Origin of the sequence: Flavobacterium eburneipallidum (assembly GCF_027111355.2) — a bacterium.
GTDB lineage: Bacteria > Bacteroidota > Bacteroidia > Flavobacteriales > Flavobacteriaceae > Flavobacterium > Flavobacterium eburneipallidum.
Genome location: NZ_CP114291.2, coordinates 1,527,773 through 1,543,085, shown reverse-complemented (window position 1 = coordinate 1,543,085; position 15,313 = coordinate 1,527,773). Strand labels below are relative to the sequence as shown.

Annotated in this window: 12 protein-coding genes; 9 read left to right on the top strand and 3 right to left on the bottom strand. The window is 34.4% G+C overall.

Translation table 11 applies throughout. The features are described from left to right. Positions 1–85: 85 nt before the first annotated feature. The 9 genes from OZP15_RS06460 to hemN all read left to right on the top strand — a co-directional run bounded on the left by OZP15_RS06460 (position 86) and on the right by hemN (position 12,562). A complete protein-coding gene (locus tag OZP15_RS06460; RefSeq protein ID WP_281337320.1) occupies positions 86–1,093 on the top strand; it encodes an AAA family ATPase in 1,008 nt (335 codons plus the stop codon). 112 nt (positions 1,094–1,205) lie between these two features. Continuing rightward, positions 1,206–2,537, top strand: coding sequence for a DUF58 domain-containing protein (locus OZP15_RS06455; RefSeq protein WP_281337319.1), 1,332 nt, complete (start codon positions 1,206–1,208; stop codon positions 2,535–2,537). Between the two features lie 242 nt (positions 2,538–2,779). Continuing rightward, a complete protein-coding gene (locus OZP15_RS06450) occupies positions 2,780–3,565 on the top strand; it encodes a TrmH family RNA methyltransferase (RefSeq protein ID WP_269227635.1) in 786 nt (261 codons plus the stop codon). Between the two features lie 127 nt (positions 3,566–3,692). Next, complete coding sequence (locus OZP15_RS06445; protein ID WP_281337318.1) at positions 3,693–5,915, top strand: RelA/SpoT family protein; 2,223 nt, start codon at positions 3,693–3,695, stop codon at positions 5,913–5,915. An 87-nt stretch (positions 5,916–6,002) separates the two neighbouring features. Continuing rightward, complete coding sequence (locus OZP15_RS06440) at positions 6,003–6,482, top strand: Fur family transcriptional regulator (protein WP_269227633.1); 480 nt, start codon at positions 6,003–6,005, stop codon at positions 6,480–6,482. 1 nt (position 6,483) lies between these two features. After that, positions 6,484–7,755 (top strand): adenylosuccinate synthase, encoded by a 1,272-nt coding sequence (locus OZP15_RS06435; RefSeq protein WP_281337317.1) that lies wholly within the window; start codon positions 6,484–6,486, stop codon positions 7,753–7,755. 221 nt (positions 7,756–7,976) lie between these two features. Beyond that, positions 7,977–8,975, top strand: coding sequence for a YeiH family protein (locus OZP15_RS06430; protein ID WP_281337316.1), 999 nt, complete (start codon positions 7,977–7,979; stop codon positions 8,973–8,975). 147 nt (positions 8,976–9,122) lie between these two features. Next, positions 9,123–11,057 (top strand): DUF349 domain-containing protein, encoded by a 1,935-nt coding sequence (locus OZP15_RS06425; protein ID WP_281337315.1) that lies wholly within the window; start codon positions 9,123–9,125, stop codon positions 11,055–11,057. Between the two features lie 140 nt (positions 11,058–11,197). Beyond that, positions 11,198–12,562: an oxygen-independent coproporphyrinogen III oxidase gene (gene hemN / locus OZP15_RS06420; RefSeq protein ID WP_281337314.1), complete on the top strand. Its 1,365-nt coding sequence runs from the start codon at positions 11,198–11,200 to the stop codon at positions 12,560–12,562. Positions 12,563–12,571: 9 nt separating this feature from the next. Here the strand turns inward: hemN and OZP15_RS06415 are convergent, their stop codons facing one another. The 3 genes from OZP15_RS06415 to ccoG all read right to left on the bottom strand — a co-directional run bounded on the left by OZP15_RS06415 (position 12,572) and on the right by ccoG (position 15,242). Next, positions 12,572–13,273, bottom strand: coding sequence for a sulfite exporter TauE/SafE family protein (locus OZP15_RS06415; RefSeq protein ID WP_269227632.1), 702 nt, complete (start codon positions 13,271–13,273; stop codon positions 12,572–12,574). Positions 13,274–13,356: 83 nt separating this feature from the next. Continuing rightward, entirely contained in the window at positions 13,357–13,806 is a 450-nt protein-coding gene (locus OZP15_RS06410) for a FixH family protein (protein ID WP_269227631.1), read from the bottom strand. Positions 13,807–13,823: 17 nt separating this feature from the next. Beyond that, complete coding sequence (gene ccoG / locus OZP15_RS06405; protein WP_281337313.1) at positions 13,824–15,242, bottom strand: cytochrome c oxidase accessory protein CcoG; 1,419 nt, start codon at positions 15,240–15,242, stop codon at positions 13,824–13,826. Between the last annotated feature and the right edge of the window lie 71 nt (positions 15,243–15,313).

Genomic DNA, 15,313 nt, shown 5'->3' with positions numbered 1-15,313 from the left:
TTAGATACAAACTCAAATTCGTGAAATTCATAACAACAATAAATTTGTGAAAATTTGTGTAATTTGTGGTAAATAAAACAAAAAAATGGAAGAAATAACCAACCCAGAAAACCCAACCGAAAACGTAAATTTTCAATCCCGCATTAATTTGGAACCGCTTTTAGAAAGCATCAATGCCATAAAACAAGAACTCGGAACTGTCATTGTGGGTCAAAATAAAATGATCGATCAAATGTTGGTTGCTATTTTGTCTAACGGTCACGTTTTGCTCGAAGGTGTTCCTGGTGTTGCCAAAACGATTACGGCAAAATTATTGTCCAAAACCTTGAACATTGGCTTCAGCCGAATTCAGTTTACACCCGATTTGATGCCTTCGGACATTTTAGGAACCTCGGTTTTCGACTTGAAAAAATCAGAATTCGAATTCAAAAAAGGGCCTATTTTTTCGAACTTAATTCTAATTGACGAAATCAATCGGGCACCTGCCAAAACCCAAGCCGCCCTTTTTGAAGTAATGGAAGAACGCCAAATCACGATTGACGGCTCAACGTATATTTTAGACACGCCATTTTTGGTCATTGCGACCCAAAACCCAATTGAGCAAGAAGGAACTTATCGCTTGCCAGAAGCGCAATTGGATCGTTTTCTGTTCAAAATCGCTATTGATTATCCTCAAATGGACGAGGAAATTGCGATTATTCAAAGAGAGCATTTGTTGCAAAATCAAGGAAAATTAGACAATATCAAAACCATTCTTTCTTCAGAAGAAATCAAACGTTACCAAACCTTGGTCAAACAAATTATTGTAGAACAAAACCTATTGGAATACATTGCCAAAATCGTTGTAAATACTCGTACGAATGCCTTTTTGTATCTAGGTGCTTCGCCTCGTGCATCGATTGCTATTTTGAATGCTGCCAAAGGTTTTGCTGCCATCCGTGGACGTGATTTTGTCACTCCAGAAGATATTAAAGAAGCTGCTATTCCTGTTTTACAACACCGTGTAATTGTAACTCCAGAACGCGAAATGGAAGGGATTACGAGTATTGAAATCATCAAACAGATTGTGGAAAGTGTGGAGATTCCGAGGTAAGTTAAGTCTCAATTACGAATTAAAAATTACGAATTACGACAACTTTGTCAAAGTTTTGAACTTTGACAAAGATTAAAAACCTTAATTTTCAAGTTTTCAGAATCTAAAAACCATGAAACTACTAAAAAATCTATACATCAACAATTTCTTTTTCTATGCGCTTTTGGGCGTTGTGGGATTGTTTGTTTTGGCCTTTATATTTCCTTCCTTATACCATGCGATTTGGTATGTTTTGTTGATTCTATTGACTTTTTTGGTTTTGGATATTTTGATTTTGTTTCTGGCTAAAAACGGAATCGAAGGCATTAGAATTATCCCCGAAAAATTATCCAATGGCGATGAAAACGAAATAAAAGTCAATATCAAAAACTATTATACTTTCCCAATTTCAGTAAAGATAATTGATGAAATTCCATTTCAGTTTCAGGTTCGAAATTTTGAAATCAAGCAAAAAATCAAAGCTTCTTCGGAAAAAGAGATTCAATATTATTTACGCCCAACCGAACGTGGCGAATATTCTTTTGGCAATTTGAACGTCTATGTTTCTTCGCCTTTGTTTTTGATTTCGAGACGCTTTCAATTCGATAATAACCGAATCGTACCTACTTATCCGTCTTATATTCAATTGCGAAAATACAGTTTGATGGCTTTTTCGAACAATTTGTTTCAATACGGCATCAAAAAAATCCGAAGAATTGGTCACACGATGGAGTTTGAACAAATCAAAGAATACAATCAAGGCGACGACATTAGAACCTTAAACTGGAAAGCTACTGCCAAGAAAAATGCCTTGATGGTCAATCAGTTTCAGGACGAAAAATCGCAATCCGTTTATATGATTATCGACAAAGGTCGGGCGATGCAAATGCCTTTTAACGGCTTGAGTTTACTGGATTACGCTATCAATGCTACGTTGGTTTTATCGAATGTTATCTTAAAAAAACAAGACAAAGCGGGAATGCTTGCCTTTTCTAAAAAAGTAGAAAACCGAGTTGTTGCCGAAAGACGTGCTTCGCAAATGCACAAAATTCTGGAAACTTTGTACAACATCAAAACGGACTTTTTCGAAAGTGATTTTAGTAGATTGTACACCGATATCAAGAAAAATATCAATCAACGAAGTTTGATTATTCTCTACACTAATTTTGAAACCATGGATGGTTTGCACAGACAATTGCCTTATTTAAAAGGAATTGCCAAAAATCATTTATTGGTTGTCGTTTTCTTCAACAATACCGAACTCAACGAACTCATCAACAAAAATGCCGAGAACATTCAAGAAGTCTATGATAAAGTAATTGCCGAAAAATTTGCTTTCGAAAAGCGATTAATTGTCAGCGAACTCAAAAAATACGGAATTTATTCTGTTCTTACCCAACCAGAAAACCTGACTTTGGAAACCATTAATAAATATTTGGAAATCAAGTCAAGAGGAATTCTTTAAATTTTAGAATTTAGATTGCAGATTTTAGATTACAGATTACAGATTATTGTAAACATTCCGTTTGTCACGCTGAAAGCTTCTCAAAGCACAAGAGCAACATAATTTAGACGCTTCCAGCGTGACAAATAGCAAGATTACTGTTATCGATTTTAGATGAAGATTTTTGGAATTTGGAATTTGAACATTGAAATTTATAAAAAGGTGGTAACTTTGAGCCCTTGAAAATTTCTCTAGTTATAAAAATGAAACAAATCACCTCCATTCAAAATCCGTTTATTAAATCACTTGTTTTATTGCAGGAAAAAGCAAAATCCCGCAAACAATCAGGCACATTTTTGATTGAAGGTAAAAGAGAAATCGAAATTGCAATGAAAGGTGGCTACGAAATGGAAAACATTTTGTTTTTGCCCGAATTAATTTCAGAATCGGAAGCCAAAAAACTTTCTTCAAACACCGAATTAATAGAAATTTCGAAAGAAGTTTATCAAAAACTAGCGTATCGCGATACAACCGAAGGGATTTTGGCTGTAGCCAAATCCAAATCCTTACAATTATCGGATTTAAAATTATCCAAGAATCCGTTGATTCTCGTTGCCGAAGCTCCTGAAAAACCAGGAAACATTGGTGCTTTATTACGCACCGCCGATGCTGCAAATTTGGATGCTGTAATTATTGCCAATCCAAAAAGTGATTTATACAATCCTAATATCGTTCGCTCCAGCGTAGGTTGTTTGTTTACAAACCAAATTGCCACAGGAACAACAGAAGAAATTATTACATTTTTAAAGGAGCAAAAAATCGCTATTTATTGTGCTACTTTGCAAAATTCGACTTCCTATCATACGCAAGATTATACTACTCCAACCGCTTTGGTTGTAGGTACAGAAGCCACAGGACTAACCCAAAAATGGCGTGATGCTGCTACACAAAACATCATTATTCCGATGCAAGGCGAAATCGATAGTATGAATGTTTCAGTCGCTGCAGCTATTTTAATTTTCGAAGCCAAAAGACAGAGAGGGTTTTAGTAATCAGTGGTCAGTTTTCAGTAATCAGAAGGCAGTTTTAGATTTAGAAGGGTTCAATTATTTTTAATTTTTAATTCTCCATTTTTAATTAATTTTCCGTATTTTTAAAAAATCAACTATCCTTTTTATGTTAGAAATAGATTTCGAAAAAGAAAACAAAGCCATCCTTCAAGAATACAAAGAGTTACTTCGCATAAGTTACCAAACCTTAACACCGGAAGACAAGAAACTCATTCGTAAAGCTTTTGATGTAGCGATGGATGCGCACAAAGATCAGCGAAGAAAATCGGGAGAAGCCTACTTTTTCCATCCCATTGCTGTGGCTAAAATTGTAGCTTCGGAAATTGGTTTGGGAGCAACTGCCATTGCGGCTGCCTTGATGCACGATGTGGTAGAAGATACCCCAATTACGGTTGAAGATATTGAAAAAATGTTCAACCCAAAAGTAGCACAACTGGTAGAGGGATTGACTAAAATTTCGAAGGTTCAAAAAGAAATGAATGTTTCTATGCAAGCCGAGAATTTCAGAAAAATGCTATTTACACTCCACGACGACGTTCGTGTAATCTTGATAAAAATTGCCGACAGATTGCATAATATGCAAACTTTGGACACGATGGAAGATCATAAACAGATTAAAATCGCCTCCGAAACTTTATACATTTATGCACCACTCGCTCATCGATTAGGCCTGTATAAAATCAAATCAAAGCTCGAAGATTTAGGACTAAAATATACCGAACCAGCTATTTACAACGACATTGTAAGCCGAATCAAAGAAACCAAAGAAGAGCAAGATGCTTACATCAAAGACATTTCGGATGTATTACAAAAATCATTGGACGAAGAAAAAATGGATTACATCATCAAAGGACGACCAAAATCCATTTATTCCATTTATCGAAAAATGAAGGCTCAAGGCGTACGCTTTGACGAAGTCTATGATAAATTTGCTTTACGTATTGTATATAAATCAACTCCTCACGAGGAAAAATTCTTGGCTTGGAAAATATATTCAATTGTAACGGATCATTATAGACCCAGCCCAAGCCGTTTGCGTGACTGGATTTCATCGCCAAAAACTACAGGTTATGAAGCCTTGCACATTACCGTCATGGGGCCAAAAGGACGCTGGGTAGAAATTCAGGTGCGAAGCGAACGTATGGACGAAATTGCCGAAAAAGGATATGCCGCACATTACAAATACAAACAAGGTGGTGCTACAGAAGACAGTAGTCTTGACGCTTGGCTGAATCTATTAAAAGAAGCGCTAGAAAATCCTGAAATCAATGCGGTGGATTTTGTAGAAGATTTCAAAATGAATTTATATTCCAAGGAAATCTTTGTTTTTACGCCTAAAGGAGAAATAAAATCCTTGCCTAAAGGAGCTACTTCGCTTGATTTTGCTTTTAGCATCCACTCTGAAGTTGGTATTCGTACCAGAGGAACACGTGTGAATGGAAAATTAGTTCCATTAAATCATGAATTAAAAAGTGGTGACCAAATTGAAGTAATCACTTCTCAACATCAAAAACCAACCGTTAACTGGCTGGATTATGTAACGACTTCGAGAGCCAAAAATAAAATCAAAAATATCCTTAACGAGGATACCAAAAAAATTGCCGAAGAAGGAAAAGAAGTACTTACTAGAAAACTGAAACACTTAAAAATTACCATGAGTGAATCGGTTATCAATGAATTGGTCAACTTCTTTAAACTCAAAACCAGTTTGGATTTGTTTTACCGAGTAGGAATTGGTGCAATCGAAAATCAGCAATTGAAAGATTATGCTGCCCAAAAAAGCAATAGCTTTATTAATTTCTTCAAAAACAAAATCAAACGTTCGCCCAATACTGCTCATGATGACATCCACAAACAAGTATTGTATAGCAATTACGATATGCTCGTTTTTGGTGCCGATCAGGACAAATTAGATTACAAATTATCCACCTGTTGCCACCCTATTCCTGGTGACGAAGTTTTTGGTTTTATTACCATCAATGAAGGAATAAAAGTGCACAAAAAAGATTGTCCAAACGCCATCAGCTTACAATCTAATTATGCCTATCGCATCATTCAAGCCAAATGGATTGATTCATCACAACAAGAATTCAAGGCCATTTTGTACATTACAGGAATGGATACCATCGGATTGACCAATAAATTAACCAAAGTAATTTCGAGTAATATGAACGTAAATATTCAAAGTATTTCTTTGAGTGGTGACGCTGGAATATTCAACGGACAAATAGCCGTTATTGTACCAAACAATACTATTTTGAAACGATTAATGGATAATATCAAGAAAATTGACGGTATTGACAAAGTCACGCGAGAGTATAAAAATTAAAGAAAAAATTAAAACTATAAAGTTTACCGTTTAGTTTCTAAACTTTTAAACTTCTAAACAAAAAATAAAATTTATCTTTGCAGCATTATGACACAAATTTCATCTAATAATAGTAGCAATCAAGAAATCGTAAAAAATGTTTTTACGCTCTATCTTGAATCACACGGACATCGCAAAACGCCAGAGCGTTATGCTATACTTCAAGAAATTTATGACAGCGAAGAGCATTTTGATATAGAAAATCTATACATCAAAATGAAAAACAAAAACTATCGTGTGAGTAGAGCTACACTTTACAACACTATTGAGCTTTTGTTGGAATCTGGTTTGGTTCGTAAACACCAATTTGGACAAAATCAGGCGCATTATGAGAAATCATACTTCGACAAACAACACGATCATATTATTATGACCGATTCAGGAGAAGTAATCGAATTTTGTGATCCAAGAATTCAAACCATCAAAAAAACAATGGAGGAAATATTCAATATTGATATTTCACATCACTCTTTATATTTATACGGAACAAAAAAAACTAACACAGAAATTAACGAAAATAACAAATAGAATGACCGCAGATTTATTATTAGGATTACAATGGGGAGATGAGGGAAAAGGAAAAATAGTTGACGTTCTTACTTCAAAATATGATATTATTGCTCGCTTTCAAGGAGGACCAAATGCTGGACACACTTTGGAATTTGACGGAATAAAACACGTTTTGAGAACCATCCCTTCTGGAATTTTTCATAAAACTGCTGTAAATATTATTGGTAACGGTGTAGTAATTGATCCAGTTGTTTTTCAAAAAGAAATCGAAGGATTGGCAAAATTTAATATGGATATCAAATCCAAATTAATTATTTCAAGAAAAGCACATTTAATTTTACCAACGCACCGTTTGCTTGATGCTGCTTCTGAAGCGGCAAAAGGAAAAGCTAAAATTGGTTCTACTCTTAAAGGAATTGGTCCAACTTATATGGACAAAACGGGAAGAAACGGAATCCGTGTTGGGGATGTAGAATTAGCTGACTTCAAAGAAAGATACCGTGCTTTGGCTGACAAACACGAAGAAATGATTAAATTCTACGATGTTAACATTCAGTACAATTTAGAGGAAATGGAAAAAGAATTCTTTGAAGCTATCGAAGAATTGAAAAAGATGGATTTCATCGACAGCGAAGAATATATCAATCAAGCACAAAGAGCAGGAAAATCAATTTTGTGCGAAGGTGCTCAAGGTTCATTGCTTGATGTTGATTTTGGAACTTATCCGTTTGTGACTTCTTCGAATACTACTGCAGCGGGTGCTTGTACTGGTTTAGGAATTGCTCCAAATAAAATCAAAGAAGTTTACGGAATTTTCAAAGCTTATGTAACACGTGTAGGAAGTGGTCCTTTTCCAACTGAACTTTTTGACGAAGATGGTGCTACAATGGCAAAAGTAGGTAACGAATTTGGATCGGTAACAGGAAGACAAAGACGTTGCGGATGGTTGGATTTAGTAGCTTTGAAATATGCAGTTCAAATCAACGGTGTAACCCAATTGATGATGATGAAAGGCGATGTTCTTTCTGGATTTCCAACATTAAAAGTGTGTACGGAGTACAACTACAAAGGGCAAAACATTTCGCATTTCCCATACAACATCGAACCAGAAAATGTAACACCTGTTTACAAAGAATTTAAAGGATGGCAAGCAGACTTGACTGGAATGACTACTTATGAGGAATTGCCAATTGAGTTGAAAGAATACATCGAATTCATTGAAGCGGAGGTTGAAGTGCCAATAAAAATTGTTTCTGTTGGACCAGACAGAAAGCAAACAATTTTAAAATAATTAAAATAAACATAACAGGGAATTTATTATTTGGAAACAAAACAGAGTAAATTTCTATTAGGATTTTATCATAAAACTAAAAGAGGATTATAAAATCCTCTTTTTTTATTATAAACTTTTTTTAAAGATTATTCGATTAAAACAACACACAAACAACCTCATAAAAATTCATATTCTGATAAAGTGTACTACTTTTGCATCATCAAAATACAAATTTAGGAATGCAGGAAACTCGACCAGATTCTAAACCAGAGGAAAACAAAAATAGCCTTTTAGATAAAAATATCACCCGAAGTATTACTACTAGAGAAGTGATTTTTTTGTTGGCATTTGTATTTTGTTTGTCTCCATTGATAACACCCCCTATTGCCCTTTTAATGGGTTTGATTATTGCTCAATTTATCGGACATCCTTATTTACATCTTAACCACAAAGCCACACATATTTTATTACAAGTTTCTGTAGTAGGATTAGGATTTGGCATGAACATCAATAACGCAATGCAAGCTGGAAAAGAAGGAATTTTATTTACAGTTGTTTCCATTATTGGAACACTAATAATTGGTTATTTCATGGGGAAATACTTAAAAATAGAAAAGAAAACTTCTTATCTTATTTCAGCAGGAACAGCCATTTGTGGAGGTAGTGCTATTGCAGCAATTTCGCCAGTAATCAAAGCCGAGGAAAAACAAATTTCGGTAGCATTAGGAACTATTTTTATCCTGAATTCTATTGCATTGGTACTATTTCCTATAATTGGACATCAACTGAATCTTTCTCAAAATCAGTTTGGATTGTGGTGTGCTATCGCCATTCACGATACCAGTTCGGTTGTTGGAGCCGCAAGTAAATATGGTACAGAGGCTTTAGAAATTGCTACAACAGTAAAATTAGCCCGGGCCTTATGGATTATCCCTATTGTTTTTCTGTCCACAATTTTGTTCAAAAACAAAAACAACAAAATCAAAGTTCCCTACTTCATCCTTTTTTTTGTGCTTGCAATGGCAGCCAATACTTATTTTCCAATAGTTCAAATATACAACAGCTATTTAGTTGTTATTGCCAAAGCTGGACTTACGGTTACGCTTTTTTTAATTGGCTGCGGATTATCTAAAAAAGTATTAATGTCTGTTGGTATAAAACCATTACTACAAGGTGTGGCTCTCTGGCTCCTTATTTCAGGAACAGCATTGTGGATGATTTTAGGTTTAGCACAATAAAAAACAAAAAAAACTCTTTGAGAAGTTATTTCAATTTGTCTAATTACATTCTGGCTATTATAAATAGTCTGATTTTCTTTGAATTTAAACTCGCCTTTACTATCTTTCGCATTCTAAAAAAATAACCAACACTTACACATTGAAAAAATGTTAGAAGAAAAGAACGATAGCCTGCAAGATGCAGATGGAAATTCAGCAATCAATTCATCAGAATCGATTCAAGCCAACTTGGAAATTACTGAAGAAATAACTGAAATTTCTTCAGATAACAACTCCATTATAGATGCTATTGTAGATACTAATGCCGAAGAAAGCGAAGATGAAACACTGAAAGAGCGTCACGATATTCCGATGTTGGATTATGACAGCTTATCATTAGAATCCTTGGTGAACGAATTGAAAAAATTGGTTACCAACGAAAAAGTGATGTCGGTAAAAGACCATGTAGAGGAAATCAAAAAATCATTTTTAGCTAAATACCACCATCTTTTAGAAGAGAAAAAAGAAGAATTCTTGGCAGAAAACACGGATCCAAATGAGGAATTTCAGTATCACTTGCCTTTAAAAACCCAATTCGATCAATTTTATTCTTTGTACAGAGACAATAAAAATGCACATTTCAAAAGTTTGCAAACCAACTTGAAAACCAATTTGGAAAACCGATTGGCGATTGTTGAGGAATTGAAAGAACTTATCAATCCGCAAACAAACATCAAAGATACCCTGAAGCATTTTAATGACTTAAGAGAACGATGGAAAAATGCTGGACCAATACCTAAAGACAAATACAATCACGTTTGGAACAACTATCATTTTCATATAGAAAATTTCTATGATTATTTGCATCTTGACAGAGAAGCACGCGACCTTGACTTTAAACACAATTTAGAGCAAAAACAAAAAATTATCACTCGTGTAGAAGCCTTAATTCTCGAAACAGATGTAAACAAAGCTTTTAGAGAATTACAAGATTTACACAAAATCTGGAAAGAAGATATTGGGCCCGTTTCAAGAGAACATCGTGACGAAATCTGGAATAAATTCAGCGATTTGACCAAGCAAATGCACGACAAACGAGAAGTTTTGTTTGAAAACATGCGCGGAACAGAACTTGAAAATCTAGCAAAGAAAAAAGAAATTATTGCCCAAATTGAAGTGCTTGCCACCGAAAAAGTAAATGCACATTCGCAATGGCTGCAACAAATAGAAAAAGTTGAAGCTTTGAGAGCTGCTTTTTTCTCTGCTGGCAAAGTACCTGCTGATGTAAATGAAGAAACTTGGGCAGCATTCAAAACAGCTGTTAGAAACTTTAATAGTTTTAAAAATTCGTTTTATAAAGACATTAAGAGAGATCAAAATAACAATCTGAATAAAAAGATAGCACTAGTTGCCAAAGCCAAAGAACTACAAGAAAGTACTGACTTTGCTACTACAACGCCTATTATGAAAAAAATTCAGGAAGAGTGGAAACAAATCGGTCATGTTCCTAGAAAATATTCAGACAAAATATGGGCCGAATTCAAAGAAGCTTGTAATCATTATTTTGACAAATTAAAAGAGCAAAAAAACGAAGAAAGTGTGGAAGAAATTGAAGCTTTCGACAAAAAGAAAGCGTATCTAGAAACACTTCGAGATTTTCAACTAATTGGTGAACACAAAACTGATTTAGATGCCATAAAAGCCCATATTGAAACTTGGAAAAGTTTTGGTAAAGTGCCTTTCCCGAGAAGACACATCGAAGGAAAATTCAATAAAATACTAGACGCTTTGTTCGAAAAATTGAGTTTGAGCAAAAAAGACAGCGAAATGATGCGTTTTACTAACAGAATCGATAGTTTGTCTGAAAACAATGATTCTCGAAAACTAGAAAATGAAAAGATTTTCTTGATGCGTAAAATTGAAGAAATTAAACATGAAATCTTCCAATTGGAAAATAACATTCAGTTTTTTAGTAACACCAGAAATGCTAAAAAAGAAAATTCTATTGTGTTAGAAGTGCGCAAAAACATTGAAAAACACAGAGAAGAAATGGAAGTTCTTAAAGACAAATTGAAACAAATTAGAAATTTGGGTCAAGCTTAAAAATTTCATTTTCAAAAATATATCAAACCTCAATTCAAAATTGAGGTTTTTTTTATATCACTATTTTGTTGGATATGATAATTATCATTTTAGCATTGAAGTTCATGATTTACTTTTGAATGACATAAAATGCAGTAATTATGAACAATTCCATACTTCAAAAATATAATGTTCCAGGGCCAAGATACACTAGTTACCCCACTGTTCCGTATTGGGATGAAGCCGATTTCTCTACAGTAATTTGGATAGAAACCCTAAAAAAATCTTTTGTAGAAAGTAATGTAACCGAAGGATTGAGCCTTTATATTCATCTTCCTTTTTGCGAAAGTCTCTGCACTTTTTGTGGTTGCAACAAAAGAATTACCAAAAACCACGCTGTAGAACATCCTTATATTGAAGCTGTTTTGAAAGAATGGGCTTTGTACTGTGCGATTTTGGACGAAAAACCCATCATCAAAGAAATTCATTTGGGCGGTGGAACACCTACTTTTTTCTCTGTAGATAATTTGGAAAATTTAATTAATGGTATTTTTTGTTATGCCGAAAAAGCCAAGGAACACGAGTTTAGTTTTGAAGGACATCCCAATAATACGAATCGAGCACATTTGCAAAAATTATATGATTTGGGTTTTAGAAGAGTGAGTTTTGGCGTTCAGGATTATTCCGAAAAAGTACAAAAAGCCATTCACCGCAACCAATCGTTTCATAATGTAGCCAAAGTCACTTTTTGGGCAAAGGAAATTGGTTATACTTCCATTGGTCACGACCTTATTTTTGGATTGCCCTTTCAAAAAACCGAAGATATCATTGACACCATTCAGAAAACAAATGCGCTACAACCTGGAAGATTGGCTTTCTATAGCTATGCTCATGTGCCGTGGATCAAAGGAAATGGGCAAAGAGGTTTCAATGAAAATGATATTCCAAAAGATGAAGAAAAGCGACAATTGTACGAAATAGGAAAAGATTTATTGTCTGAAAATAATTATCAAGAAATAGGAATGGATCATTTTGCATTGAAAACAGACAGTTTATATGAGTCCTTCGAAAAAGGAAAATTACACCGCAATTTTATGGGCTACAGTTCTTCTAAAACGAAGTTGATGATTGGATTAGGAGTTTCTTCTATAAGTGATAGTTGGTATAGTTTTGCTCAAAATGTAAAAAGCTTAGAAGAATATTTTGCCTTATTAAAAACGGATCAATTACCTATTTTCAAAGGACATTTATTAACAACAGAAGACCTCATTATCCGAAAACACATTCTGAATATTATGTGTCAATTTGAAACTTCCTGGGAAGATAAAACCAATTATATACCCGAAATTCCTGAAATAATAACGCAATTGAAAGAAATGGAAAAAGACGGATTGGTTATGCTTAAGGAAAATGGCATCCAAGTTCCTGATGCTGGTAAACCTTACATTCGTAATATTTGTATGGCATTCGACTTGCGTTTGAAACGAAAAGCACCTGAAACTAAATTGTTTTCGCTGACGATTTAAAAAGATTTTCTAATGACAATTAGGAGCCGACTGCATAAACAAACTCATATTGGAAGGAGAAATGTAAGGAATTCCCAAACCCAAACCTCTTAAAATAAACAGAATTCCCATTGCTACAGCCACATAAGGAATGGCTTTTTGTATGGTATTGCGAACAGAAACAGTCAAAAAAGATTGAAGATAAACCACGCTACTCATCAACGGAACGGTTCCTAAACCAAACAAAACCATATATAAAACGCCTAAACTTTCGCTTTGCATGGCAATAGCTCCAAATAAGGCAACGTAAACCATTCCGCAAGGCAAAAATCCATTGAGCAAGCCAATGGTAAATAAAGATTGGTAACTTTTGTTTTTAAACTGGCTACCTAAAGTGGATTTGATTTTAGAAATAAAAACAAAAACAGGTTTTGAAAAATTATATTTAGCGAATACTTTTTCTGGAATTAAAACAACCAAAATCATTGCCACACCAATAAATACAGACATTTTTTGCTGAATTCCAGCCAGAAATAATCCTCTTCCAAGCAAGCCAAAAACCAAACCAATTGACGCATAAGCGGTTAATCTTCCTAAATGATACGTTACAATTTGAGTCACTTTTTTGGCTTGATTATTTCTGTCCACAGGCAACATCATAGCAATTGGACCGCACATTCCAATGCAGTGAAAACTACTGATAAGACCAAAGAGAAAAGCGGTGTAGAGCATTTTAGTTGTTCGTTGTTCGTTGTTCGTTGTAAGTTGTTGGTTGAGATTTCAAACTGCTTTCTGAAATCTCAAATCTGGAAACTCTATTTAACATAAATAATTTCCCTCGTAAGATATTGTTTGTCATTATATTGCCACTCCATATTGATGTTCCAGCGACCGCTTAATAACTTCTTTTTTGAAACAGTAAAAGTAGCATCTGAAAGTAAAATGGGAACTTCAAAATCAAATTTCTTGTTGGAAGGTCTGTAGAAAGCCAATTTTCCTTTGATGTTTTTTGGAATAAATAAATCTGGAAAAACAATTGTAATTCCTTCGGAATTATTTTTTATTACAGGCTTTTGAGCTAAATCTTGAACGTTTTGAATTCGCTTCATTTCGTCTCCAAATTTTGCATCCTGTTTGTAATATTCTTCATAGACCAATTCGTTATCGTATTTAGCATTCGATTGTACGCTAAAAACGAAATATAAAATAAACGTTATGAATACTGCAAAAGCAATTACGATTCCGGTTCCCCAATTAATTTTCATAGTGTAGTTGTTTAAATTTAATCAAAACTTCTTGGACTCAAAAAGTTAGTTGTACTGGATTCTATTTTTTCATTACCGTTGAAAACCTCAATTTTTAGTTTTGTTTTATCTGTTTCTAACAAATACTGATTGATTTCGACAAACAAAGTACCACTTTTCATACCTTGTTTGGGGACTTTCAAATCTTGTTCGCCCACGACTTTTAAGTTTCCTTTAATTCCAACCAATTTGAAATGAATGTCATTGAAATCGTTGTTAGTTTTATTGATGATTTTAAAAGTATAGATGTTACTAATATTTTCGCCTTTATGCTGAAACAATTGTCCTGGTAAACGTAAAATAACCGCTTCAACATCGGTACGTAGAAATAATAATCCAACTAAAATTCCAACCAAAATCAATAATACAGCCGAATAGCCTTTCATTCTTGTGGTAAACTTGAACTTGGCTTTTTTCTCAATTTCATCTTCTGATGCGTATCGAATAAGTCCTTTAGGCAAACCAACACTGTCCATAATCGTGTCGCATTCATCAATACAAGCGGTGCAGTTTACACATTCCAATTGAGTTCCGTTGCGAATATCAATTCCTGTTGGACAAACGTGTACACATTGTTTGCAATCAATACAATCGCCTTTTCCTGACGATGCTCTATCTTCTTGCTTGTTGAATTTAGCTCGACCCAATACTTTTTCGCCACGCACAAAATCATACGCCACATTGATGGATTTATTGTCCAATAATACACCTTGCAATCTTCCGTAAGGGCAAGCAATAATGCAAACCTGCTCGCGAAACCACACAAAAATAAAGTAGAAAACTCCCGTAAATATCAGTAAAGAAATCAAGGTGCTAATATGATTTTCTGGTCCTTCTTCGACCATTCGAATCAATTGGTCGCTACTAATAAGATATGCCAGAAAAACATTGGCAATAAAAAAGGAAATAATCAAAAACACAGTCCATTTCAAGGCTTTCTTTCTGATTTTTTCAGCATTCCATTCTTGTTTTGCTAATCGAATTTGAGCGCCTCGATCGCCTTCTATCCAATATTCGATGCGGCGGAAAACCATTTCTAGAAATATGGTTTGGGGGCAAATCCATCCACAAAAGATACGCCCGAAAATCACGGTAAAAAGAATGACGAAAACCACGCCAACAATCATAAAAATCACAAACAGATAAAAATCCTGTGGCCAAAATGGAAAGCCGAAAATATTGAATCTTCGCTCCAAAATATTGAACATCATAAACTGATTGCCGTTTACTTTTATAAAAGGATTGGCGACCAAGATAATCAGCAAAAAATAACTGACCCACTTGCGATACTCATAGAATTTACCCGATGGTTTTTTAGGAAAAACAAATCTCCTATTCCCTTCTGAATCAATCGTTCCGATGGTATCTCTAAAGGCTTCGTCTGGTAGTTTTGACATTTTCTATTTATTTTAGATTGCAGATTTTAGATTTTAGATTTATTAACCATACATCCTCAATTAATACTAAA

What these genes read in the sequence shown, in the direction of transcription:
- OZP15_RS06425 (WP_281337315.1), top strand. Translation starts at nt 9,123, where the DNA reads ATGTTAGAAGAAAAGAACGATAGCCTGCAAGATGCAGATGGAAATTCA.
- OZP15_RS06440 (WP_269227633.1), top strand. Translation starts at nt 6,003, where the DNA reads ATGACACAAATTTCATCTAATAATAGTAGCAATCAAGAAATCGTAAAA.
- ccoG (WP_281337313.1), bottom strand. Translation starts at nt 15,242, where the DNA reads ATGTCAAAACTACCAGACGAAGCCTTTAGAGATACCATCGGAACGATT.
- OZP15_RS06435 (WP_281337317.1), top strand. Translation starts at nt 6,484, where the DNA reads ATGACCGCAGATTTATTATTAGGATTACAATGGGGAGATGAGGGAAAA.
- OZP15_RS06430 (WP_281337316.1), top strand. Translation starts at nt 7,977, where the DNA reads ATGCAGGAAACTCGACCAGATTCTAAACCAGAGGAAAACAAAAATAGC.
- OZP15_RS06415 (WP_269227632.1), bottom strand. Translation starts at nt 13,273, where the DNA reads ATGCTCTACACCGCTTTTCTCTTTGGTCTTATCAGTAGTTTTCACTGC.
- OZP15_RS06450 (WP_269227635.1), top strand. Translation starts at nt 2,780, where the DNA reads ATGAAACAAATCACCTCCATTCAAAATCCGTTTATTAAATCACTTGTT.
- OZP15_RS06445 (WP_281337318.1), top strand. Translation starts at nt 3,693, where the DNA reads ATGTTAGAAATAGATTTCGAAAAAGAAAACAAAGCCATCCTTCAAGAA.
- OZP15_RS06455 (WP_281337319.1), top strand. Translation starts at nt 1,206, where the DNA reads ATGAAACTACTAAAAAATCTATACATCAACAATTTCTTTTTCTATGCG.
- hemN (WP_281337314.1), top strand. Translation starts at nt 11,198, where the DNA reads ATGAACAATTCCATACTTCAAAAATATAATGTTCCAGGGCCAAGATAC.
- OZP15_RS06410 (WP_269227631.1), bottom strand. Translation starts at nt 13,806, where the DNA reads ATGAAAATTAATTGGGGAACCGGAATCGTAATTGCTTTTGCAGTATTC.
- OZP15_RS06460 (WP_281337320.1), top strand. Translation starts at nt 86, where the DNA reads ATGGAAGAAATAACCAACCCAGAAAACCCAACCGAAAACGTAAATTTT.